The organism is Terasakiella sediminum (assembly GCF_033100395.1).
Taxonomy (GTDB): Bacteria; Pseudomonadota; Alphaproteobacteria; order Rhodospirillales; family Terasakiellaceae; genus Terasakiella.
This window is the reverse complement of record NZ_JAWLVJ010000007.1, coordinates 1-20,362: the sequence shown is the minus strand read 5'-3', so window position 1 is coordinate 20,362 and position 20,362 is coordinate 1. Positions and strand designations below refer to the sequence as shown.

The following is a 20,362-nucleotide window of genomic DNA, read 5'->3' as shown; positions in this document are numbered from 1 at the left end:
TTGCTGATTTTTTTTATACAGTTTTCTTATTTTCCATCCGTCAAATGAGTTAACCTTCATTTCGGGCGATAAATAAATCCCGGATCTAGCACAATCTCAGAGCTATCCACATCACAATATAGTTCATCAGAGGCTACGACATTTGCATAGAAATGGCATCATACATCGGTGCAATCTAGATATTCGAAAATCTTGACGCAGTTAAACTCCCCACATTCAGGGCCGCGTTTGGTTGTTTTTGGGTATTGGTCTATGTGTTTCACATTGATCTCCCTTTTCCTTATCTTCTGGAAAATTTTAATGAGGTTCCCTGTTTTTTGCAGGATAGAAACCAATTGTTTCTAATAATTTTGGATGTCCGCCGACACAGGACGGAACAGAGAAATTCATATTGTTGTAAGCAACAACTTCACCGGTTTCGATCTCAAAGAGGTTGCCCCCAGCGGCTTTCAAAACAGCATGGGCAGCGGCGATATCCCAGTGTGAGAAGACTTCACGTTCAGCTATTGATTCATTTTTATCAGGTCTGTTGTGCCAAACAATTTCAGCGTCACCACAGGCAACTCTGCATAGTTCCTCACCTCCTACGGCTGGAACAGCTTCATAAGAATGACCGTTAATGTCATGTGGACGCTTGTGAATTTTCCAGGGAACAGCGGCACGTAGTTTAGTCCCCTGTACTTTCGTTAAGACGGAAAGTTCAAGGGGGCTTTCTTGTTTAAATTGGCTGTATGCCTTTCCATCATTACCTGTGTAGTAACATTTTTCTTGAGCTGGAAAATAGCAAACTCCTAATTCTGGGTGGCCTGACTTTACAAGGGCAATATGAATTCCAAAGCCAGCAGTATTTCCAAGTTTTGGCCCATTTAAATATGTTGCAGTTCCATCCAACGGATCAACGACCCAATGCATTGGGTTCTCAAGTGCTTTTTCATTTTGAGCAAGGCTCGCCTCTTCCGAAATGACCGGTATGTCAGGTGTTAAATCGTTCAATGCCTTTATGATGAATGTACTGGCCTGTTGGTCCACGACTGTTACTGGTGAACCGTCGCTCTTCGCTTCACGGATAACGTATCCCCAATTCGGCATGAGAATCTTTTTACCAGCATTTTTTGCGATTATGATGATGTCTTGAATATCTATTTCCACATTGAGATTCCTTAAGATGGTCATGTTATGTTTAGACACTGCTTCGATAAAGTTTCTCACCACAAGCTTTGCATGAATGAATGTAAAGCCTGCCGCCAAAGCCATGTCCAAAATAGCTGCGCCAAATCGATAGGCTATTGCAATGGCAACAACGTGGTCCTCTTCGCGTTCTGCAATCCGGGTTCTCACGTAGATATTTGTGAAGTTTTGGCAATCTGAAAAATTGAACGATGTTCCTGAAGGCTGCCAGAATTGAGAATAGAATGAGGCCTGCGATTGCGAGACCTCCCAATACGGTAAGCTGATCCATTACAAGCCTCATATTTCTGGCGATTAAAACTGGGATGCTGCTTTTTTCTTTTCCTGTGCATCTTCCGCTTTGGAGATGCTGTTAAATGAGCTCAACAATTCCTGAGAGGCATAGACGATATTCATCTCGAAACCCATATGAGGGGCATTTAGTTTGATGATCGCATTGGGGGCCTGATATTCAACGTACTTGTTCCCCACAAAAGGAACTTGTCGTTTAACCGGTACGTATTTTTGAGAAATGAAACCGTCAAAATCGTTGAAGTGATGTTTGCGTGAATCAAAAGTCACGCCTTGCAGTATTTCTTGCTGATCAAAAATCAGGATGAGCTTCTTTACACCGTTGACCTGAGCGGAACTGACGTCAATGTCCAGCATCAAGCCGCCTGTATATTTATTCTCACCATCAATTTTGTGAGCATAGCCCCTTTCAGTGGCTTTGGTACGAGAAGACATCAAGGTATCGGTGCCGATTTCAAACCCGAAGGGAGCTGCTTCTTCTGCTGCAAGAGAGGGGACAACAAATAGTGTAAAAACGAGAAAAAGGAATGTACGGATAAAGATCATTAGAAGACTCCTTGTTATCTGAATAAGTTCGGTTTGAGTTTCTTAAGTTGCAATTAGTCTGATTATATTCAGTGAAAATATGCACGCAATCAAAACTCTGAATTCATTCGGTGGTATAGTGGTTAAATACGGGTAAAATTCCGTGTATGACCCAAGATCAGATCATCACGCAGCTGGGAAAAACTATCCGCAAGCTTCGAAAAGCAAAGCAGATGACCCAGGAACAGTTGGCCGAGGCCATAGATTGCAACGTTGACACCATTTCCAACATTGAACGTGGTGCGACATCTGCACGTCTGGAAAACCTGGCTGCGATGGCAAAAGTATTTGAAATTGAGATTGGTGAACTGTTCGACCTGCAGCCGCGCAATCTATCACCAGAGATTCTGCGCTTGATGCAATTATTGGAAGACCAACCATCGGATGTGATCAAGACGGTCACTGAGCAGGCCAAGGTTCTTATCCGACACAAAAAATAGCCTAGAGATAGTGGCATTGCATTATTCCTAATAAATATTTGTGAACCTCGATGATTGCAGGTAGACCTCCATCAACCATGTATCGAAGTGCAGATATTCCCTTTGTGAGTTGGGAAGCATTTGGGGCACGTACCCATTCGTTATGGACTTGGGGGCCAAACATCATGTGTAATGATTTTGCGATCTTTATAAGCACGCCAATTCTAAGTAACTGGTCTTCGGTTAAGGCAATGCCAGTTTCCGGGTCCCAGCCTTGATAACGTTCAAGGTTGAAAGGTGGTGTGCCACCTAACAAATCCCAACGGTCTTGTATGTCGGTTTGCCACAAATCCATAAGCTTGATATAGGCCTTGATTCCGACCGGGGTGAAATGGATGCGTTCATCTAGGCTCATTTCTGTATGGTCCATCACTCGGTTTCCCATTCAATGCGACGGTAATGAAGGTTGGGATGGAGAATTAAATCTCCGTTGGCCAAGTCATTCGGGCCATATCTGCGGTTTTCATCAAAGAGGCCGACATACAGGTAAAGGCTACCTTCGTTATCTTGGACCCATTCATAGATCTTCTGGCTATCAAGATCGCCAATCACGGGGCCAACTGTTGGAATGGCAAAGTTATTCATACGTCGCCTCCCGTATTGAGTTTGTTCATCAACTCGCAAACCAGGCGTTCATGCCAATGATCCAACGTGAGCTCAAAGCTGCTGGCGGGGAAGTCAGTGATGGTGTCCTTAATCCAAGTTTGGATTGCCTCAATATTATTTCTGTTTTTTCCATTGCCAATGAACGGGCGCAAATCGGTCTCATCATCGATCGGCAGAAGGCAGTGGAGCTTTTTGGCTAGTTGCATGCTGGCGTACCCTTCAAGGTGTCTCTTGAGCTTCATATAGAGTGCATGGTTATCTTTATTCATGTTTTGTTCCTTTGTTTTCATCTGTAAAATGAGTAGTGAGTAGGCGTTCAAAGGCTGAACCATCCTGACGGGTCAGGTTCGGGACATAGCGTGAGTAAACGGTGAACAGCATTTCTGTTGAGCTATGCCCCATCTGCCGGGCAATCCATTCCGGGTTCTCACCTGAGGCCAGCCACAGTGTCGCGGCCGTATGGCGCGTTTGATAGGGACGGCGTCGCTCAAGGTTGAGATGTCGCAACAATGGGTGCCAGATACGGCGACTGACATTATTGTGGTTTAACGGTTTTCCTGATGGTCCACAAAAGACATAGGAGCTGGTCCCCCTTGATAGATTTTCCTGGCTCTTCAAGGCGTCAAAAACCGGTTGGGACATATGAATAGCTCTATGAGAACCATCTGTTTTCGTCTGTACCATTTCGCCTTTCACGTAGGCTTCATGCACCAGAATTTGCTTTCTGGCGAAATCCACATACTTCCATTGCAGGCCATCAATTTCGGCGGTACGCATACCTGTGAAGAAGCGGACTGTGTAGTAATTGCGAAAATCCCGCCTGACGGAATTGATGATCAAATGCACTTCTTCCAACGTGAAGGGATGAACTTCTGTTTTGGGCACCCTTAGTTGCTTGATATTTTGCCATGGAGATGTGAACTCATATCGGTCAGCGGCTTCCGTAATAATCATACGCAAGGGCGTCATGATATGGTTGATGCGTGAAGGTGATAAAAACTTATTGGTTTTGCCTGGACGCTTTGCCAACTTAGATCTGAAGTTCAGGATATCAGCCTTGGTAATATGATTAACGGGTCGTTTTGAAAAATAGGGAAGAATATGCACGTCAAGAGACAATCTGACATTATTGATGTGAGACGTTCGCCACTCGACCTTTTTCTCTGAAAACCAAAGATCAACAAAATCCTCAAACATGGGAATGTCACCACGAGTAACACGGTTGAACTTTTCTTGGGTTGAAAACTGTTCTAGCTTTGAGCTCTTAGGGAAATACTTGCCATAGATAAAAGTTCCCAGCGTAATTTCCGCCTCCATCCGTTTAATCACGGAGTTTAGACGTCGCCGGTTTTGCGGCGTATCATCCAAAGAAGTCGCTTCGCGGCATCTTTGTTTTCTGTAACGGAAGTCCAGAAACAGCTTTCCGTTGCGTGATCGAATGCTTGCCATTTCAATAACTCCCTATTGAAGCCCTGCAACAAGGGAGTCCACTCCAGTTCCCCGGATCATATCTTCTTCGACCTTTTCCCAGATATAGAGGATTTTGCGACCACCAAAGGGACGGAAATAATGAATACCTTCAAGTAGGACAGAGTCTTTTAGACGTTCTCGGATCGTGCGTGAGTCATATTTTATGCGATTAGAAAGTTCTTCGGTTGTTAAATAAGTTTGTGACATTTGGTGTCTCCTCATTTAGTATTTTGACGCTGCAAGGAGATGAATTAACCTCCTGTAGATCATTGTAAGTGCAAAAAAATCATTTGCAAGCTTTTTTGATCTGCAGAAGGTCAAAAAGGTGTTTTGTGATGATAAAATGTCATTTATCCCGGTTAATGGGAGAGAAGAAGCTTAAGATTGCTGATGTTACAAGAGAGACAGGAATTAACCGCGGGACAATTACGCGCCTGTATCACGAAAGTGCTGAACGAGTGGAGCTTGATGTAATGAGCAAGCTATGCGCTTTTTTTGAATGTGAGCTGGGTGAATTGTTTGAATATATTGAATGAAAGAAAAAGGCTTTCTGATCATCTAAATGTCAAAACTGAACCACTACCGACTGATGTCGGTAGGTTCTGCAATATCTTAAGACGGTTGTAATTTCTCTGAATGTCCGTCGAGATATTCAATGATGATGTCATCGGTAATATTACCGCTTGTCGTGCAGAAATAGCCTCTTGCCAAAACCGTTGCCCCCAATAGCGTTTCCTAAGTTCAGGGAACTCCTGTTGGGCTCTACGCGAAGATCGCCCTTTTACCCTTTGCACAAAATAGCTCACAGCAATATGGGGCGGAATTTCGACAAACATATGGACGTGATCTGTCGAAAGTACGCCTTTCACAATACGAACACCCATTTCGTCACAAACTTGACGAACAATATCACGAATACGTTCCCGAAGGATGCCACGCAGCACCTTATATCGATATTTGGGAACCCAAACGATATGGTAACGATGATGAAATTTCGTGTGGCTGCCAGTGCTGTAAGGCATATTCTCTCTCCTTAAAATGAACGTTTACGCTCCGCCTGACGTTCATTTTAAGGAGAGAGAATATGCTGGCTGAAGCCCTTCCCGTCTAAAGACGGGGGATTTAACCAAGGGGAGACATTAAACCAAATCCAAACCGCTTTAAAACAAATTGACGCACTAAAACACAATAACGTGACTGTCAATCACAATTGATGCACCAGACCTAAAAATGGTCTCGTGAAGAATTAATGAATATGGAACAATGCAGAAAAATGGGACTGAGATTGATGATTAGATATCGCTTAAAAGAATTGATTGCAGAGAAGCAATTCAAGGAGCAGCGTCGTATTACGCTAGAAGAAGTTGCCAAAGCGACAGGGGTTCACCGTACAACCTTGTCTAAACTTTCAAACCAGATTGGTTACAATACAACGACAGAAGTTCTGGACAAATTGTGTGCTTACTTCAAAGTAGAGGTTGGCGATGTCGTTAATTATGTTGAGGGTCACCCCCAAAGGGATAGCTGACGCATAGGCAGGTTAATCTAGCGCCTTCCCGATTGTCTCCGGTCAGCCCCACTGGGACAAATTAAGAGAGTTGCGTAACGGAGGGTTTTGAGTTCATCGTAGAGACCGAAAAGGAACGAAGATGAAGTCAAAACCACAGACCTCGAAAATGGAAGCGGACAAGACGGTTCGCACCATTCGCCGTAAGACCCGTAAGCAGTACTCTGCCGAAGAGAAAATCCGCATTGTCATCGCAGGATTGCGTGGCGAGGAAAGTATTGCCGCGCTTTGCCGAGCCGAAGGCATTGCGGAAAGCCTGTATTACAGCTGGTCGAAAGAATTTCTGGAGGCCGGCAAGAAGCGTCTGTCTGGCGACACCGTCCGTCAGGCTACATCTCATGAGGTGCGTAATCTTAAACGTGAAAACCTTGACATGAAGGAGGCACTCGCCGACCTGCTTCTGGAAAATCGTCTACTCAAAAAAAGCATGAGCGAGGATGGGGACGACGATTTATGAGGTATTCGGCTGATGAGAAAATGGAAATTATTCGTCTTGTGGATACGTCCCACTTGGGCGTTCGCCGCACACTGGACAAGCTCGGTATTGCCAAAACCACCTTTTATCGTTGGTATGAACGCTATCAGATTGAAGGTGTTGATGGGCTTGCTGACAAATCGCCAAAACCGTCCCACATCTGGAACCGCATCCCCGATGACATTCGCGATGACATTGTGGAATTGGCACTGGACAACCCGCAACTGTCCCCACGAGAACTCGCAGTGACGTTCACTGATGAGCGTGATTATTACGTGTCAGAAAGTTCTGTCTATCGCCTGTTGAAAAGCCGGGACCTGATTACGGCTCCAGCCTACGTGGTGATCAAGGCAGCTCATGAGTTCAAGGACAAAACCGTGCGTCCCAATCAGCTTTGGCAAACGGACTTCACCTACTTGAAGGTCATCGGCTGGGGCTGGTTTTACCTCTCCACCATTCTGGATGATTACTCGCGTTATATCGTGGCGTGGAAGCTGTGCACGGGTATGAAAGCTGAGGATGTGACTGCGACGTTAGAGCAGGCTTTAGAAGCATCAGGCTGTAATCAGCTTGATGTTGTTCATAAACCCCGATTGCTGAGCGACAACGGGTCGTCCTACATCAGTGGTGACCTAGCCGACTGGTTGGAAGGTCAGGGCATGCGCCACACACGCGGTGCTCCTAATCATCCACAAACCCAGGGCAAGATCGAACGCTGGCATCAGACCTTGAAGAACCGTATCCTGCTGGAAAACTATTATCTGCCCGGCGATCTTGAGGCGCAAATCAACGCCTTTGTCGATCATTATAACCATGAGCGCTATCACGAAAGCCTCAACAATGTCACTCCTGCAGACGTTTACTTTGGTAGGCAGCACAGCGTTTTAAAACGAAGAAAGGAGGTCAAACTCAAAACCATCAAACAGCGTCGCTTGCATCATAAAAAGCACGTGGCATAATCAACAAACCTGATGAGCCAAAATCCTCTGGTATTTTAAGCGCTCACTTGTCCCAAATTATATGGCGACGGACAAACCTAAATAAGAATTCCCCCGCTTCAGCAAGGCATAGCTCAATCAGAAAAATTAAACGTTTTCACTTCTCTGTTGGAATCAATCAAAGTCAACTCAATCTCTGACTTTGTATCCAAAATATTTTGGGCACCTATATACCCCATCTCCTCAATTCGAACATTATTGACCATCACAATCGTCATACTATTCTTAACTCCCTTCTTGTCAGCCATACCGCCTGGAAAGATCCAAGCAAATGAAGAAGGATCATGAATACTTAATTGCATTCCCCATTTTTCTAATGAACTTTTTGTTTCTTCAGCTGTGCTTACTGTCAAGGCAAGTTCATTTTTAGAAAAATCAAAAGAAGAAATATAGTTTCTAAAAAAAGTAGCTCCAAATGCAGACCACGATCCGACTTGTCCCAAAACCCCTTTACGGCAAACTTCACCATCCAAGCAGAGGTCTGGCAACTCTCCAACATCAGTCAACTGTAAGCCATCTATGGAAAAGGCCATTTCATTGTATTTCGGCACGGGAATTGCCTCTGTCTGAGCTTGCATAAGTGGTGTAATACGTGTGTATGAAGCACCTGTATCTAGCAATACTTTATCATATACCTTTGCCCCCAAGCTCATCACGGCAAAAGGCCGTCCGGAATCATCAATGACAAAGGATGCTTTAGTTGCATTTTTATAATGAGGCATAAATCGAGGCAGAATGAAATATGCCAGTTTCTTATCATAATCAAGCGTTAACCCAGTTAATCTCAGTAAATCCATACCAATCAGGCCGTTATAATTGCCAATAATACGTTGTGTATAATTTGACTTTTTCGAGATCGCTTTCATTTGCTCAAAACATAAGTCATTGCTCAGGCAAAGACTGTCCAAATCAACTTGTCGCTGATTTTTATTCTCACTGAAGACTTCAGGCGGAACCCATGTCCTTGAAGCCCCTGTATCAATTAACATATTCAACGTTTGATTGCCGTTGACAACTACTTCAACAACCGGATGCACCCCCCTTATCAATTTAAAAGGAACACCTTCGTTTAGCTTTTTCGGAATATATGAAAGTCCTTGAGGTGAATAACTTTTGTATTGTTTTATTTTTTTATACTTTCGTCCCAAGTCGTTTCTAAAAGAAACATCGACTTTTTTACGATACTTTAGAAAAGAAAATTCCGATTTGATTTTTTGATCGCTTTTTTTCAGTTTTTCTTGATCCTTCGATAACAGGAAAGTGCTATCAGATAACTGTTCGACCTCACTATCGGATTTTGCAACGCGCAAAGCCTCAAAAAAGTTTCGGTATTTTTTTCCATCCACAATAACCTTTCCCAAAGACCAACATTCAGTTTCTGAGACTTGCTCACATTGTTGTATCAGTTCAACATGGAATGGGTTACTAATTTTGCTATTGATATACTCAAGGGCACCATTGAGGGACCATTGATCTTTATCGCCTTTTATCAAATAGACTTGTCGCGCCCGGGCAGAGTGACTATCCAAGCTTTCACGAAGAAGTTGTTTACCCGCGAACAAAGCAGAGTTTTTAAAATCAATAAGCTTTTCCTGCTCTAGCTGCTCATCACTCTGCATGAACTTGTTCGCACTCGCCAGTACAATAAGCAGAGCAAAAACAGCAAGAGCAATCTTTCCAAAGCTAAAGCCCGATTTTTTTTTGCGGCTACGCGATCTTCTGCGCCGTCTTTTTTTCTCAACCATGTTTCCCGACAGTAAGTTATTTAATTACCAATTTGTCGTCCATTTTACATATGGTTCTCCTTACATCAACAAAGAGATGGTTTCACTGATTAAAATCTCAAATTTTATACATAGATTATCACTTGACTAGACTATAAATCCCATCAAAATACGCGAAACAATCCCGCACTCTCTTTTCGAGTAAAAATATGCATATATTATCAAAAAAGATTATTATTCTTTCTTTCCTTGTTGTTGTTTCCCTAGGACTAATTGCGGGATTTTTACTTTCAAGTGGCTCCGATACTGACGATACACAATCTGCTTACCCTAAAGTCTCTAGGAAGGCTCTCTATGAAGGGATTGCAAAAAACCTTGATACTTTAAGCGAGGATGATCAGCTCAAAATCTCCATGCTGATTCCAGGTAATGTAGTTAAAGAGAATGTTTGGTCATTTAGTGGTACATTTAAGGGAGAGAGTGCGGATCGCCCATTTTTTGGTCAAATTAGAATGACATGCCAGGTGGTCGAGACGCATGCCTGCTGGAAACTGCAAGAATTGGTTATTGATGGCACGCCCTACACACTAGCAATTGAAGACACTGTACAAACAGAGGAACTTTTACCGGAAGAAAAAGAGAACCAGATTCTTGAAACAACTGAGAATCAGGAGAGCGGTGCTAAACAAGAAATAAAAGCTGAAATTGAACAAACACCAAACCAAGAAGACACTATCTCAAAAGAAATAGAACAATCAGTTACAAAAATCAAACTTCCTCCAAAAGCACCTGCGGTCAAGTCCGAAGAGATAAGCATTTATCGAACAGTCTCTGATAACGTAAATGCCCGAATGGGTCCTGGAAGTGATCATGGCATTGCTTTTAAGATGCCTTCCAGCGTGTCACTTAAACTCTTAAAGAAAGACGGCAAATGGGGTGAATTTGAATATAAAGGAGCAAATGATCAAACCGGAAAAATTTGGATTGCCCTATCTCTTGTAAAAAAAGTAAATTAAAATGCTTCAAAAGGTTACATTTTACGGTTTTTTGGGGACCATTTTATTGGCCCCCCTACCATTTGGCTCTAATAGAGAATGGTCTTGGACTCTTTTATGCACATTGATCGGCTTTTGGCTTTTTCTTGAATGTCTCCCCATATGGAAAAAAGAAAAAGACGAAAAACGTACGATCAAACAACTCGCCCCTTTATTGTTAGTGTTTGTGGGTTTCTGCATTTGGGCTTTATTCCAAAGCTTTCCTTTAGGCAATTCATCTGAGTTAGCACATCCAATTTGGACTGAGGCATCTGCCATTTTGGGTTTAGAACTCAACCATTCGATCAGCATAAACGCACAAGACACGACACGCGCCCTTATGATTATGCTAAGTTACGGTGGATGCTTCTGGCTATCTGCGCGTTTTTGCCGATCTTCCGATAACGCCAGAATTGTTCTGAAAGCCTTTATGTATGCCAGCTCTATCTATGCTTTCTACGGGCTATTAATATACTTCTTTGGCTTTAAAACTGTATTGTGGTTTGATAAGTGGGCTTACCAAAACGATGTAACATCAACTTTTATTAACCGAAACACCTATGCAACTTACGCAGCGCTAGGTGTGATCGTCTCTATTGCCGTTCTTTTTCAAACTGTCGGCAGCCAGCTTCGTGGGAATTTAACACAACGTGAGATTTTCCGTATCCTTGTAGACAATGCCTCCAAGAAAGCATGGTTTCCGTTTTTTGCATTATTGCTGAATACGACCGCCCTTTTACAGACACATTCTCGCGGTGGTTTTCTATCTTTAACTCTAGCCTTATTAGTGCTTGTCGTTTGCTTGGCTTATATACGACTTTTGCCTAAGAAGCTCCTCATCGGCAGCTTCAGTGTGGTCGCTTTCGGCGCTTTCTTTGCTTTCACTATGAGTTCGGACCTAACAGTAAAGCGTCTAGAAGGAACTTCTTTTGAACGTTCATTGCGAGATGACGTCTACCTCCTGACAATAGATGCTATTGAAAGCAGCCCCTTGTTGGGAACAGGCTATGGCACCTATCAAGAAGCCTTCCGCTCTTATAAAAACAATGATATACGCTTAAGCTGGAACAACTGGGATAAAGCCCACAATACCTATCTGGAAATGGCAATGGAAACTGGCCTCATTGCAACCATTGCAATCGCCTTCATTTTTATTTTTGCATTCATCGTCAATGTGAGAGGCGTATTGAAGAGGAGGAGACGACAGATCTATGCCGTCGTCAGTGCCTCTTCGATTGTACTAGTTGCAGCACATGCCCTCGTCGACTTTAGTCTGCAAATTCCGGGATTTACGGTTTCATTCCTGCTTCTAGCCGGAATGGGCTGGGCACAATCTAGGACATCACGAAGACGTTCTAGCGGCGAGAGCGGTTCATCAATTTAACAAATCGCAACATTGCTTCTTCATCGTCTGACAGGGCATTTACAATCTTAACAAAATGGTCCGGTTTTGCTTTTGCAATTTCGATCAAAGCTCGACGGTTATTGCGCTCGACCCAGCCGACTAAATTGATTAACTGTATTTGTTCCTCGGATGATATTTTATCCCACAGATCAAAGCCGAAACGCAGATAAAACGGTGCAAGCCTTCTTTCATAGGGGCCAGTCCATAAGGCCATACTTAATGCCTGCTCACTACCACCATATTCACCAGCGTTCAGTTTACGCACATATGCCAGAAGTGACCAGGCATAAGGATTAGAAGGCCCAGCCTGAATACTGTTTTCAAGTGAGCTTTCCGCATTCTCTCGCCATTGCAGGGCGTTATTCTCATCACTTTTTGCCAACGCCAGCTCGATCTTTGCCTTATCCAGGTAGACAAGGTTGTTTTCCTGCCAGTTCAAAGAGGTGAGATATCCTTCATGAAGTTTTTTTAAGTCTTCAAGGGTAAGTTCTTCTTTTTTATCAAATAGGTCTTTCAGACCTTGAACATATAGCAACTCGAAGCTTGCAACCAACCTTGGAACGGACAAAGTCAAAAGGGCAACTGCAACAGTTGCCCCGATAACAAAAGTAAGATATCTCCACATCACATCAGGCCTTACGTAGTGTAATAGTCCTTATATTTACCGTAATAGTAACCGTAGTCACCGTAACCGTACTTAGCATGTTTCTTGACATTCACTTGTGTCATCACAACACCGGCCAGGTCGATTTTTGCTTCTTTGGCAGCACGCAGTCCTGTCTGAACAAGACCACGAGGAGTGCTATCCCATTTCACCCCATAGAGCATCTTATCCGTCAATTGCCCGACGATTTTGGCATCCGAAACAGCCAAGACAGGAGGACAGTCAAGAACGATCATATCGAAATGTTTACGTAGTTCATTAAGCGTCGTTTCCATATGTTCTGAAGACAGAAGGTCAAGCGCGTTAGCCTGTGTTACCTTACCTGGGATCACATGCATATTGCTTTGTGTATCTTTCTGGATTGCATCTTTAAGAGAACATTCTTCGGCAAGAATTTCTACAAGTGTATATTCATTTTCCATATCAAGTGAACGGTGTACACTCGGACGGCGTAAGTCACAGTCAATCAGCAAAGCACGTTGACCAGACATTGCACACACTTGTGTAAGCCATAAGGCAACTGTCGACTTACCTTCTGAAGGCACAGTCGAAGTCACGCCAACCACTTTTGGGGGGTTATCTACATCTGATAACAACATTGATGTACGAAGCGTTCGAATTGCTTCTGAAATAGTAGAAGCGGGCTTTTCAATAGGGTAGCGCCCAACAGTTTTTCTATTTAATAGATTTCCCGTTACCAACGGGATCATACCAATAGCTGGATATCCTGTATAAAGTTCCAGCTGATCAGAGCTTCTGAAGCTATTGTCCAGGCGTTCGAGTAGAAAGACTAGAACGACGCCTAGGAATGCGGATCCGATGAAGGCCACAGCAATAATAAGCTTTTTCTTTGGAAAGGATGCTAAAATTGGAACGTCTGCCTTGGAGATTACACGTGCATCAGCCTGTTGCAAATTTTGCTGTTCACTTGTTTCCTTAAAACGGTTCAAGAAATTTTCATAGAGAAGGCGACTTGCCTTTGCTTCGCGTTCCAACTCGTTAAGCTTAATTGAGGCCTGGTTTTGAACACCTTGCTTACCTTCAAGTTGGTTTAGGTTTTGTTTAAGTGTGTTCTCACGGGCACGCGCAACGACCATCTCATTTTTTAGACTCTGGGCAATTTTTCGAACTTCATTTTCAATTGACTTGCGTAAGTCTTTCAACTCGGCTTTTGCCTTAATCATTTTAGGGTGACGTTCACCATAGCGGGATTCTAACTCGGAAACTTTACGCATAACCTGCGCTTCTTGGTCCCTAAGGCGGTGGATCAATGGTGAATTAAGAACCTCTGCAGCAGACGCAAGATCCCCGCTTGTGCGCATCAAATCTTCTACTTGACGGAGGCGTGCGTTGGCTTCAGCACGTTTTGCGCGAGCGAGAATCAGCTGTGAGTTCAGTTCTGAAATTTGTTGTGTTGTCATTTCAGTTGAACCACCAATTTTACCGGTCAAGGCGATTCTGTATGTCTCTACAGCGGCTTCTGCTTTTTGAACTTTATCACGAAGGCCAGCAATTCGGTCATTCAACCAGCTGCTCGCACGACGTGTTGCATCAAACTTGGCTTCTAATTGATCTACAATATAATTGTCAGCAACCGTGTTTGCAATTAAGGCAGCTTTTTTCGGATTTGTTGAAGTGAATGCAATGGTAATTACAAGAGAGCGTCGAACCGGCGACACACTCAATTTAGATTTAACATTTTCAACAACCTTAGCTAAAAGCTCTTCTTCTGCTTCCTGCTCACTTAATTCGATTTCAACTTTTCGCAGGCCCATAGAAACAAGAATTTCACGGTCAAAATAGGTTTCCAAATCTAAAATAGATTTGAACCAAGGCTTTTCTGCGAGTTCAGAGTTAAACTCGGGGTCACGGACCAGATTTAATTTTTCAACAACACGTCGAATTAAAGAGGTAGAACGTATAACCTCAACCTCACTTAAAACCGTTGCCATTTCTGCAGACATGCCAGAAACAACGCTTTCAATATCCACGACATTAGATTGGCGTGTTTCCAACATCACGTTAGCCGATGCAGTATAGCGAGGGGTAAGTTGAAGGGTTACGAGAGTAACCAAAGCTGTCAAAAGAATAGTCGTGGAAATAATGACCATTCTTCTGCGCCAAAGTGTTCGCAGGAGTTCCTGAATATCTACTTCATCAACTTTAAATGCGTTGATTTTGTCAATATAACCTTGTTTTTCTGCACCTACAGGTTCGACCTGTGTTAATTCATTAGACATACTGCAAATCACTTAAATCGTTAAAATAAACGTTCTTCGACACGAACAACATCACCTGGGAAAATTTTTGTTTCCGGTGTAATTTTGCGAGGCTTCTTGGAAGAATCATTCGCTTTAATAAGCAGCAAATCATCCTTATCGGCTCTGTAAGTAAAACCACCGCCAAGAGCAACAGCATTTAGTGCGGTCATACCGTTCACGTATGGATAACTTCCGGGTTCATTGACTTCACCCAAAATATAAAACGGGCGATAGTTTAAAACTTCGAGACTAACACGAGGGCTTTTTAAGAAACCATCAAGCAACATATTTATTATAGATTGCTCAACTTGTTTTAAAGTTTGTCCTTTCGCAAACACACTGCCAATAAGGGGTAAAGATAGTTCGCCCTCTGCACTGACTTCAAATTCACCAGATAAATCTTCTTCCTGGAAGACTGTAACCTTAACCTTGTCGCCACTATCAAGCGTATAAGCTGCATTTGCGTGAGCGTCTTCAATGAAGACAAACAGCGCGAATATAAAACTTAAAAACTTAAATAACTTCATATGAAATTCCCAAAAAAAGTCCCCCAGGGACAACCTGGGGGATTGTAGTCAATTGGGTTCTAAATTGCTAGGCTTCTTCTTAGAATTGGGCACCAATTTTAATCATGAAAGTTGTTTTATCATAATCATTGGTATCTTCATTAGAATCGCGTTCTTCGAAATCCACTGAAGCACCTGCAAAGAAGTTGCGGTTCAGCTTGTAATCGATCTTGGCAATATAGTTGGTCTTGTCATCCTTACGTGTGCCGCCTTCATAATCAGACTTGGACAGTTTGATATCAGCAGAGGCCCGCAGGTTACGCAGGAATTCATGATCCACACCGATGCCGTACTTAGTACCTACCGTGGAAGAAACACCAGATGTTGTTGTTTCATCGATAGAACGACCAACTTTACCGCGAACTGTCGTCAGTGGCGTTGCAAACCAACTTACATCGACATCACCTGACCAGCCAGAAGCATCTTTCAAAGAATTATCTGTATAGTCTTGTGACATATAACCCGCAGCAATGTCAGCACGCACGAGTTTAGAAAGGTCAATCGCGATACCAGCTTGCGCCTTGTAACCATCAGAATCACGGTTTACACCATTATCATCAGTTGCGTCGTCATAGTTACGATCATTCAGGCTACCTTTAAGATATGCTTCGTAGCCTTTTTTCAGCTCGTAGCTAACCTTCAGTGTACCTTCTACATCGCGACGATCACGATCATCGTTGTTTGTCGTACCACCAGCTGTTGTCTGGTTGTCATCAATATCAATGATGTCATAATCAGCAGTGAATTGCAGACCCAAACGATTCGGCTTGTACTTCACATCAACTTGCGTGTTGATTGTGTCAGACTCCACCGGATTTTTGGCATCAGAACCAACGTCATCACCGCCACGGTCTTCGTGACCATGTTTGAACTTGGCATCACCTTTAACAGTCAATGCTTTAGAAGCATCCAATGTACCACGCGCACGCAGTTCATAATCTTCGTAATCGTTATCGCCATAATCAGCATAGCGACCAATGTTCGCTTTACCATCAAAACGAAGTGAATGCTGGTTCCAATCTGAACGCAAGCTTAAGCTTGGTTCAATATCTGTGATCCAGTCGTCACTTGTATTCTGTTTTTCTTTATAGATGTTGTCATTATGCGTTTGCTTGACAGTCACCTTTGGAAACAGATTAAAGCTACCGAGACGAACACCTTTGGCGTTATATTCTTCAGCCTTTTTATCGGCCACACCCATCTGTGCTGCTTGCTCATCTTTCGCAAGTGCGACAGTTGAAAAACTAAGTGCTACCCCTAAGCAAGTAACAGAAAGTAAAGATCGTCGTAAAGACATGTTATTCATTCCCCTTAAGAATCTATTTTAATTGCTTAGTTAGGACTTGCATTTGGATCAGGCAGATCCGCAGGTTCATCAGCGGCAGCATCTACTGCATCAGCAATATCTTCAGCGAAGGCACTCTCACCAGCATCATCCAGTGCAGCAACATCAACAGGTGCCGGAGCATCGGTTGGCGCGTCAGCAGGAGCGGCATCTACCGGACCGGCCAGATCAACGCCAGCGGCTTCCGCAGCTTCGGCTACATCAGCACTTGCAGCAGCAGCTTCAGCTCCAGCGGTCTGAGCTTCAGCCATGGCAGCATTCACATCAGCCATTGCAGCTGTTGTATCAATATCCTGAGCAGCAACAGCGACTTCGGCTGCATCCATCTCAGCAGCAGCAGAAACTTCTGAAATTACGTCAATGCCTGTTGCAGCTTGTGTAACAGCAGCAATTTCTGCAACAGCTTCCGGTGCAGCAACATCAGCGGCAGCAGCAGCGACAGCCGCCACATCCACACCCGCATCCGCAGCAGCACTGGCCGCAGCAGCGGCGATCTCAGCAACCGCATCAGGTGCAGCAGCAGAAACAACTTCAGCAGCAATCGCAGCAGCAGCTTCTGGTGCAGCAGCAACAGAGGCAGCAGCAACTTCAGCAGCAGCTTCTGGAGCAGCTACTGCTGCAGCAGCAGCAACTTCAGCAGCAGCTTCCGGTGCAGCAGCAATCGCGACAGCAGCAACTTCAGCAGCAGCTTCTGGAGCAGCAGTAGCAGCGGCAGATGCCACGGCGGCAGCAGCTTCTGGTGCAGCAGCAACAGCTGCGGCAGTCAATTCAGCAGCCAACGCAGGATTAGCAGCGACTTGCGCCTGGATAAGAGCGGCCAAAGCAGCAGGATTAGCTTTAGCGGCCTGAATCTGTGTCAAAACAGTAGCAGAAACAACTGGCCCTTGCTGAGCCATTACAGGTGACGATATCGCCAGAACCCCTGCTACCATTGTCGCAGCCAGTAAAGACTTACGAAAAGTAAACATTTAGAACCCTTTCTTTATTATTCGACGGTGCATTTTCGAGAGCTAGCAAACACACCAAACGATTAAACCGATATGCATTACATTCGATTCCTAATGGAAACTACTTAAAGCGCTGAATTAATGCAACCTTTGAATCAAAAAATACTGATTATTAAGCCTGCAAAGTGCAACCTTCTCTCCGCCTGTATCATATTTATCACACCCCCCCCCCTGAAAAGGCTTAAAAGCTTGATGTTTCCTTAATTTTTCTGCACAAAGGCATTTCATTATAACTGTCAGCGTCATCAGGTCATGAGATCTTTATTCAGAAAGCTTACGCGTCAAAGTAATCATTCAACCCAGCAATTGGATTCTGCCCAGACAAACTCTGGGGATCGAATTTATGCTATCGGCGATATACATGGTCGAGCCGACCTTGTTGAAAAACTTCTTCAAAATATCTTCCTCGACATCAATCAATGTAACGATAAGAAGAATATCAAACTTGTTTTTCTAGGGGATTATGTTGACCGTGGACTTCACAGCAAACAGGTAATTGAAATATTATCTCAACCTGCGCCCGCCAACATTGAATATGTTTTCATAAAAGGCAACCATGAAGAAGCCATGCTCAACTTTCTAGATAGTCCAGATCGTGCAAGTGAATGGCTTCAATATGGCGGGACAGAAACACTTTTAAGTTATGGAGCCTCTATGAAAGCAGGCAAACTTTCCGCAAAAGACCTAAAAGAAGTTGCAGAAAACTTACTAAATCAAATGCCCGAACAACATGTCCGCTTCCTTACTGACCTACAAGACAGTTATGAAAACGGCGGGTACTTCTTTACTCATGCGGGGATTGATCCAAAAACACCTTTATCCTCACAAAAAGGGAAACATTTACGCTGGATCAGAGAAGATTTCATTCACGAGAAACAACTTTATGAAAAAGTCATCGTGCACGGTCATACGATCACAAACGATGCGCTTCTTCTTAATAATAGGATCGCCGTGGATACAGGTGCTTATTATTCAGGCAAACTCACTTGCATTGTTCTTGATGGAAGTGAAAAACGCATCATCCACACTTAATCCCGATACGGGCCCAATATCGCGCCTTATGTGCCCTTACTATCTCTGGCACTCGATTTTTGACGCATATACTTATACAAAAAGAAGACCAAGACACCCAAGCAAACACCTAGCGCATTTGCAATGATGTCACCCAGACTCGGAACACGCCCCGGAACCAAAGACTGCCCCGCTTCGAGAAAGCTCCCGTATATAATAAGCATTGCAGAAATTCTTCTTACACGCATGGGATGAGCAATAATACCGAGACTTGCGAGAGAAGCATAAGCAAGCAGATGTTCAATTTTGTCAGAAAGACCAGATTGCGGTAATGCCTCTTGAGGCGTCAGTGAAAGCAAGGCCAGAATTAAACAAGCTAAATAAAAGAGAAGTTGAACAACTTTCTCGCTCATAGCTAACCCGCTTTTGAATATGCAAAGCGCCCCAGCCCCCATTTAAATGCAGCAGCACTTGCCATAGAGATATGCAGCAAGGTTGGTAATAAGGCTGACGCGCCCATCAGGACACCAAAATACACATTTTTAATATTGTTCTCTGCAAACGGATTGAAAATCGCATTCCACACACGGCCCTCATAAAGTGCCGTGCGTTGATTAAAGGTTTCAGGATTGTCCAAAACGATATTGACCAGCCAACCAGATGCAACAAAAGCAAATAAAACCCAGAAGGTTGCAAGGATAGCAATAAACAAGTCAACACTTAGGTAAGCCAGATACACACCAGTCCTATCAGTCTTCAGCGCTCGGCGAACCATCAAAATTGTAACAAATAAAGAGAAGCTATCGAATATGCTCCCCATCAACGCCACAGGAAACCCCATCAGCTGATATTCAATCGCCTTATGTGATGCCAAATGCTGCGGGTAAGCTGTAAACAAGGCCCACCAATAGCATGCAAAATTCAACCCGGCAAAAAACACGAATAGCTTAACCAGAAAACAGCCAGATTGACTTTGGCGTTTTTCAAACCAGTCAAGAAAACTTCTCAGAGATTGTCGCCAGTATCCCAGCATCAACTTTCACCAAATTTTAAGCAACATTCTTAAAGTCAAGAATGACCAGCTGCCCCTTCTCATTAAAGAGCTTTACAAACTTGCCGATATCATCCTTATGGCTAAAGTAAACTTTGCACAGATCGTCGGTGATTCGATAAAGATCAAAACCTGCAATGCCGATAAAATGAAGAACCTGGCGGACATGATTTGCACGCCCTTCCAAGGATATATACTCGCTGGTGTATTTCACGAGTTTTAAAATTCTCTGTTCTTGCATTTTACATCCTGTTATCGGCATTGAGAACCAGTGACCTCTTGGAGTGCATAAAATGTCAGAGGCCACTGACCACCTCACTGGGGATACCTCATAAGGTTTTGTGATAGTATTCTATTTAATTTTCAGTTGCAAATCATAAACAACTCATCATTTTTAGTCACTCAATCCCATTTCCAAATCAAAAGTTGCCTCAAACGCGCATGTGGGTCTTTTTGAGTTTCTTCTATTTCGACTGAAGTTTTTTTCTCTTTTGAAACATTCTCTCTTTTGACAGGACTCAATTTCCTACTCAAAAGGCGTCTCAGAGCCTGACCCAAAAGTAGTTGAGTGATTACAGTCAGTTATGATTCTATCGGTTTGCTACAACTGATGGAGAACAATAATGGCTTGGACA

At 43.5% G+C, this 20,362-nt stretch carries 23 protein-coding genes and 1 pseudogene; 7 read left to right on the top strand and 17 right to left on the bottom strand.

The window, feature by feature from the left end:
• Positions 1 to 297: 297 nt before the first annotated feature.
• Together RYZ26_RS06860 and RYZ26_RS06855 are read right to left on the bottom strand one after the other, a co-directional pair.
• Entirely contained in the window at positions 298 to 1,254 is a 957-nt protein-coding gene (locus RYZ26_RS06860) for an inositol monophosphatase family protein (RefSeq protein ID WP_317682438.1), read from the bottom strand.
• Positions 1,255 to 1,482: 228 nt separating this feature from the next.
• The gene (locus RYZ26_RS06855) at positions 1,483 to 2,025 is read right to left on the bottom strand and encodes a hypothetical protein (protein ID WP_317682437.1); all 543 of its coding nucleotides are present in this window, start codon (positions 2,023 to 2,025) and stop codon (positions 1,483 to 1,485) included.
• 146 nt (positions 2,026 to 2,171) lie between these two features.
• Here RYZ26_RS06855 and RYZ26_RS06850 point away from each other — a divergent pair, with 146 nt between their 5' ends.
• The gene (locus RYZ26_RS06850) at positions 2,172 to 2,504 is read left to right on the top strand and encodes a helix-turn-helix domain-containing protein (RefSeq protein WP_317682436.1); all 333 of its coding nucleotides are present in this window, start codon (positions 2,172 to 2,174) and stop codon (positions 2,502 to 2,504) included.
• 1 nt (position 2,505) lies between these two features.
• Here the strand turns inward: RYZ26_RS06850 and RYZ26_RS06845 are convergent, their stop codons facing one another.
• From RYZ26_RS06845 to RYZ26_RS06825, 5 genes are read right to left on the bottom strand one after another with little or no spacing between them, the layout of a single operon-like run.
• Positions 2,506 to 2,913, bottom strand: a complete 408-nt coding sequence (locus RYZ26_RS06845; protein ID WP_317682435.1) for a hypothetical protein — start codon at positions 2,911 to 2,913, stop codon at positions 2,506 to 2,508.
• On the bottom strand, positions 2,913 to 3,128 hold the full coding sequence (locus RYZ26_RS06840) for a hypothetical protein (protein WP_317682434.1): 216 nt from the start codon (positions 3,126 to 3,128) through the stop codon (positions 2,913 to 2,915). The genes RYZ26_RS06845 and RYZ26_RS06840 overlap by 1 nt, the downstream gene beginning before the upstream one ends.
• Positions 3,125 to 3,418, bottom strand: coding sequence for a hypothetical protein (locus RYZ26_RS06835; protein ID WP_317682433.1), 294 nt, complete (start codon positions 3,416 to 3,418; stop codon positions 3,125 to 3,127). Before RYZ26_RS06835 ends, RYZ26_RS06840 begins: the two co-directional genes overlap by 4 nt.
• On the bottom strand, positions 3,411 to 4,598 hold the full coding sequence (locus RYZ26_RS06830; RefSeq protein WP_317682432.1) for an Arm DNA-binding domain-containing protein: 1,188 nt from the start codon (positions 4,596 to 4,598) through the stop codon (positions 3,411 to 3,413). Before RYZ26_RS06830 ends, RYZ26_RS06835 begins: the two co-directional genes overlap by 8 nt.
• A 12-nt stretch (positions 4,599 to 4,610) precedes the next feature.
• The gene (locus RYZ26_RS06825) at positions 4,611 to 4,826 is read right to left on the bottom strand and encodes a hypothetical protein (RefSeq protein ID WP_317682431.1); all 216 of its coding nucleotides are present in this window, start codon (positions 4,824 to 4,826) and stop codon (positions 4,611 to 4,613) included.
• A 128-nt stretch (positions 4,827 to 4,954) separates the two neighbouring features.
• Here RYZ26_RS06825 and RYZ26_RS19930 point away from each other — a divergent pair, with 128 nt between their 5' ends.
• A complete protein-coding gene (locus RYZ26_RS19930) occupies positions 4,955 to 5,155 on the top strand; it encodes a helix-turn-helix domain-containing protein (RefSeq protein ID WP_411576855.1) in 201 nt (66 codons plus the stop codon).
• Between the two features lie 76 nt (positions 5,156 to 5,231).
• Here the strand turns inward: RYZ26_RS19930 and tnpA are convergent.
• Positions 5,232 to 5,641 (bottom strand): annotated as a pseudogene (gene tnpA / locus RYZ26_RS06820) (IS200/IS605 family transposase).
• A 227-nt stretch (positions 5,642 to 5,868) separates the two neighbouring features.
• On the opposite strand from tnpA, the gene RYZ26_RS06815 reads away from it, so the two are divergent.
• Both RYZ26_RS06815 and RYZ26_RS06810 read left to right on the top strand, forming a co-directional pair.
• Complete coding sequence (locus RYZ26_RS06815) at positions 5,869 to 6,147, top strand: helix-turn-helix domain-containing protein (protein ID WP_317682430.1); 279 nt, start codon at positions 5,869 to 5,871, stop codon at positions 6,145 to 6,147.
• Positions 6,148 to 6,268: 121 nt separating this feature from the next.
• A protein-coding gene (locus RYZ26_RS06810) for an IS3 family transposase (protein ID WP_317682429.1) occupies positions 6,269 to 7,620 on the top strand; the annotation gives its coding sequence in 2 pieces (ribosomal slippage) (positions 6,269 to 6,604 and positions 6,607 to 7,620; 1,350 coding nt in all).
• Between the two features lie 113 nt (positions 7,621 to 7,733).
• Here RYZ26_RS06810 and RYZ26_RS06805 read toward each other — a convergent pair.
• Positions 7,734 to 9,404: a hypothetical protein gene (locus RYZ26_RS06805; protein ID WP_317682428.1), complete on the bottom strand. Its 1,671-nt coding sequence runs from the start codon at positions 9,402 to 9,404 to the stop codon at positions 7,734 to 7,736.
• 188 nt (positions 9,405 to 9,592) lie between these two features.
• On the opposite strand from RYZ26_RS06805, the gene RYZ26_RS06800 reads away from it, so the two are divergent.
• Positions 9,593 to 10,399, top strand: coding sequence for an SH3 domain-containing protein (locus tag RYZ26_RS06800; RefSeq protein ID WP_317682427.1), 807 nt, complete (start codon positions 9,593 to 9,595; stop codon positions 10,397 to 10,399).
• Between the two features lies 1 nt (position 10,400).
• A complete protein-coding gene (locus RYZ26_RS06795) occupies positions 10,401 to 11,801 on the top strand; it encodes an O-antigen ligase family protein (protein ID WP_317682426.1) in 1,401 nt (466 codons plus the stop codon).
• Here RYZ26_RS06795 and RYZ26_RS06790 read toward each other — a convergent pair.
• The 5 genes from RYZ26_RS06790 to RYZ26_RS06770 all read right to left on the bottom strand — a co-directional run bounded on the left by RYZ26_RS06790 (position 11,773) and on the right by RYZ26_RS06770 (position 17,626).
• Entirely contained in the window at positions 11,773 to 12,447 is a 675-nt protein-coding gene (locus RYZ26_RS06790) for a hypothetical protein (protein WP_317682425.1), read from the bottom strand. The two genes, RYZ26_RS06795 and RYZ26_RS06790, sit on opposite strands and share 29 nt — an antisense overlap.
• 11 nt (positions 12,448 to 12,458) lie before the next feature.
• Positions 12,459 to 14,726, bottom strand: a complete 2,268-nt coding sequence (locus tag RYZ26_RS06785) for a GumC family protein (protein ID WP_317682424.1) — start codon at positions 14,724 to 14,726, stop codon at positions 12,459 to 12,461.
• Between the two features lie 20 nt (positions 14,727 to 14,746).
• On the bottom strand, positions 14,747 to 15,274 hold the full coding sequence (locus tag RYZ26_RS06780) for a polysaccharide biosynthesis/export family protein (RefSeq protein WP_317682423.1): 528 nt from the start codon (positions 15,272 to 15,274) through the stop codon (positions 14,747 to 14,749).
• A gap of 79 nt (positions 15,275 to 15,353) precedes the next feature.
• Positions 15,354 to 16,610, bottom strand: coding sequence for an outer membrane beta-barrel protein (locus RYZ26_RS06775; protein WP_317682422.1), 1,257 nt, complete (start codon positions 16,608 to 16,610; stop codon positions 15,354 to 15,356).
• 35 nt (positions 16,611 to 16,645) lie between these two features.
• Positions 16,646 to 17,626 (bottom strand): hypothetical protein, encoded by a 981-nt coding sequence (locus RYZ26_RS06770; protein WP_317682421.1) that lies wholly within the window; start codon positions 17,624 to 17,626, stop codon positions 16,646 to 16,648.
• A 291-nt stretch (positions 17,627 to 17,917) separates the two neighbouring features.
• On the opposite strand from RYZ26_RS06770, the gene RYZ26_RS06765 reads away from it, so the two are divergent.
• Positions 17,918 to 18,697, top strand: coding sequence for a metallophosphoesterase family protein (locus tag RYZ26_RS06765; protein ID WP_317682419.1), 780 nt, complete (start codon positions 17,918 to 17,920; stop codon positions 18,695 to 18,697).
• 26 nt (positions 18,698 to 18,723) lie between these two features.
• Here the strand turns inward: RYZ26_RS06765 and RYZ26_RS06760 are convergent, their stop codons facing one another.
• The 3 genes from RYZ26_RS06760 to RYZ26_RS06750 are packed head-to-tail and all read right to left on the bottom strand — an operon-like array spanning position 18,724 to position 19,968.
• On the bottom strand, positions 18,724 to 19,089 hold the full coding sequence (locus tag RYZ26_RS06760; RefSeq protein ID WP_317682418.1) for a VanZ family protein: 366 nt from the start codon (positions 19,087 to 19,089) through the stop codon (positions 18,724 to 18,726).
• 2 nt (positions 19,090 to 19,091) lie between these two features.
• Positions 19,092 to 19,709 (bottom strand): hypothetical protein, encoded by a 618-nt coding sequence (locus tag RYZ26_RS06755; protein WP_317682417.1) that lies wholly within the window; start codon positions 19,707 to 19,709, stop codon positions 19,092 to 19,094.
• A 16-nt stretch (positions 19,710 to 19,725) separates the two neighbouring features.
• The gene (locus RYZ26_RS06750; RefSeq protein WP_317682416.1) at positions 19,726 to 19,968 is read right to left on the bottom strand and encodes a hypothetical protein; all 243 of its coding nucleotides are present in this window, start codon (positions 19,966 to 19,968) and stop codon (positions 19,726 to 19,728) included.
• Positions 19,969 to 20,362 lie beyond the last annotated feature (394 nt).

What these genes read in the sequence shown, in the direction of transcription:
- RYZ26_RS06835 (WP_317682433.1), bottom strand. Translation starts at nt 3,418, where the DNA reads ATGAATAAAGATAACCATGCACTCTATATGAAGCTCAAGAGACACCTT.
- RYZ26_RS06815 (WP_317682430.1), top strand. Translation starts at nt 5,869, where the DNA reads ATGAATATGGAACAATGCAGAAAAATGGGACTGAGATTGATGATTAGA.
- RYZ26_RS06830 (WP_317682432.1), bottom strand. Translation starts at nt 4,598, where the DNA reads ATGGCAAGCATTCGATCACGCAACGGAAAGCTGTTTCTGGACTTCCGT.
- RYZ26_RS06780 (WP_317682423.1), bottom strand. Translation starts at nt 15,274, where the DNA reads ATGAAGTTATTTAAGTTTTTAAGTTTTATATTCGCGCTGTTTGTCTTC.
- RYZ26_RS06850 (WP_317682436.1), top strand. Translation starts at nt 2,172, where the DNA reads ATGACCCAAGATCAGATCATCACGCAGCTGGGAAAAACTATCCGCAAG.
- RYZ26_RS06800 (WP_317682427.1), top strand. Translation starts at nt 9,593, where the DNA reads ATGCATATATTATCAAAAAAGATTATTATTCTTTCTTTCCTTGTTGTT.
- RYZ26_RS06860 (WP_317682438.1), bottom strand. Translation starts at nt 1,254, where the DNA reads ATGGCTTTGGCGGCAGGCTTTACATTCATTCATGCAAAGCTTGTGGTG.
- RYZ26_RS06765 (WP_317682419.1), top strand. Translation starts at nt 17,918, where the DNA reads ATGAGATCTTTATTCAGAAAGCTTACGCGTCAAAGTAATCATTCAACC.
- RYZ26_RS06785 (WP_317682424.1), bottom strand. Translation starts at nt 14,726, where the DNA reads ATGTCTAATGAATTAACACAGGTCGAACCTGTAGGTGCAGAAAAACAA.
- RYZ26_RS19930 (WP_411576855.1), top strand. Translation starts at nt 4,955, where the DNA reads ATGATAAAATGTCATTTATCCCGGTTAATGGGAGAGAAGAAGCTTAAG.
- RYZ26_RS06840 (WP_317682434.1), bottom strand. Translation starts at nt 3,128, where the DNA reads ATGAATAACTTTGCCATTCCAACAGTTGGCCCCGTGATTGGCGATCTT.
- RYZ26_RS06790 (WP_317682425.1), bottom strand. Translation starts at nt 12,447, where the DNA reads ATGTGGAGATATCTTACTTTTGTTATCGGGGCAACTGTTGCAGTTGCC.
- RYZ26_RS06755 (WP_317682417.1), bottom strand. Translation starts at nt 19,709, where the DNA reads ATGCTGGGATACTGGCGACAATCTCTGAGAAGTTTTCTTGACTGGTTT.
- RYZ26_RS06825 (WP_317682431.1), bottom strand. Translation starts at nt 4,826, where the DNA reads ATGTCACAAACTTATTTAACAACCGAAGAACTTTCTAATCGCATAAAA.
- RYZ26_RS06775 (WP_317682422.1), bottom strand. Translation starts at nt 16,610, where the DNA reads ATGTCTTTACGACGATCTTTACTTTCTGTTACTTGCTTAGGGGTAGCA.
- RYZ26_RS06760 (WP_317682418.1), bottom strand. Translation starts at nt 19,089, where the DNA reads ATGAGCGAGAAAGTTGTTCAACTTCTCTTTTATTTAGCTTGTTTAATT.
- RYZ26_RS06855 (WP_317682437.1), bottom strand. Translation starts at nt 2,025, where the DNA reads ATGATCTTTATCCGTACATTCCTTTTTCTCGTTTTTACACTATTTGTT.
- RYZ26_RS06805 (WP_317682428.1), bottom strand. Translation starts at nt 9,404, where the DNA reads ATGGTTGAGAAAAAAAGACGGCGCAGAAGATCGCGTAGCCGCAAAAAA.
- RYZ26_RS06795 (WP_317682426.1), top strand. Translation starts at nt 10,401, where the DNA reads ATGCTTCAAAAGGTTACATTTTACGGTTTTTTGGGGACCATTTTATTG.
- RYZ26_RS06845 (WP_317682435.1), bottom strand. Translation starts at nt 2,913, where the DNA reads ATGGACCATACAGAAATGAGCCTAGATGAACGCATCCATTTCACCCCG.
- RYZ26_RS06770 (WP_317682421.1), bottom strand. Translation starts at nt 17,626, where the DNA reads ATGTTTACTTTTCGTAAGTCTTTACTGGCTGCGACAATGGTAGCAGGG.
- RYZ26_RS06750 (WP_317682416.1), bottom strand. Translation starts at nt 19,968, where the DNA reads ATGCAAGAACAGAGAATTTTAAAACTCGTGAAATACACCAGCGAGTAT.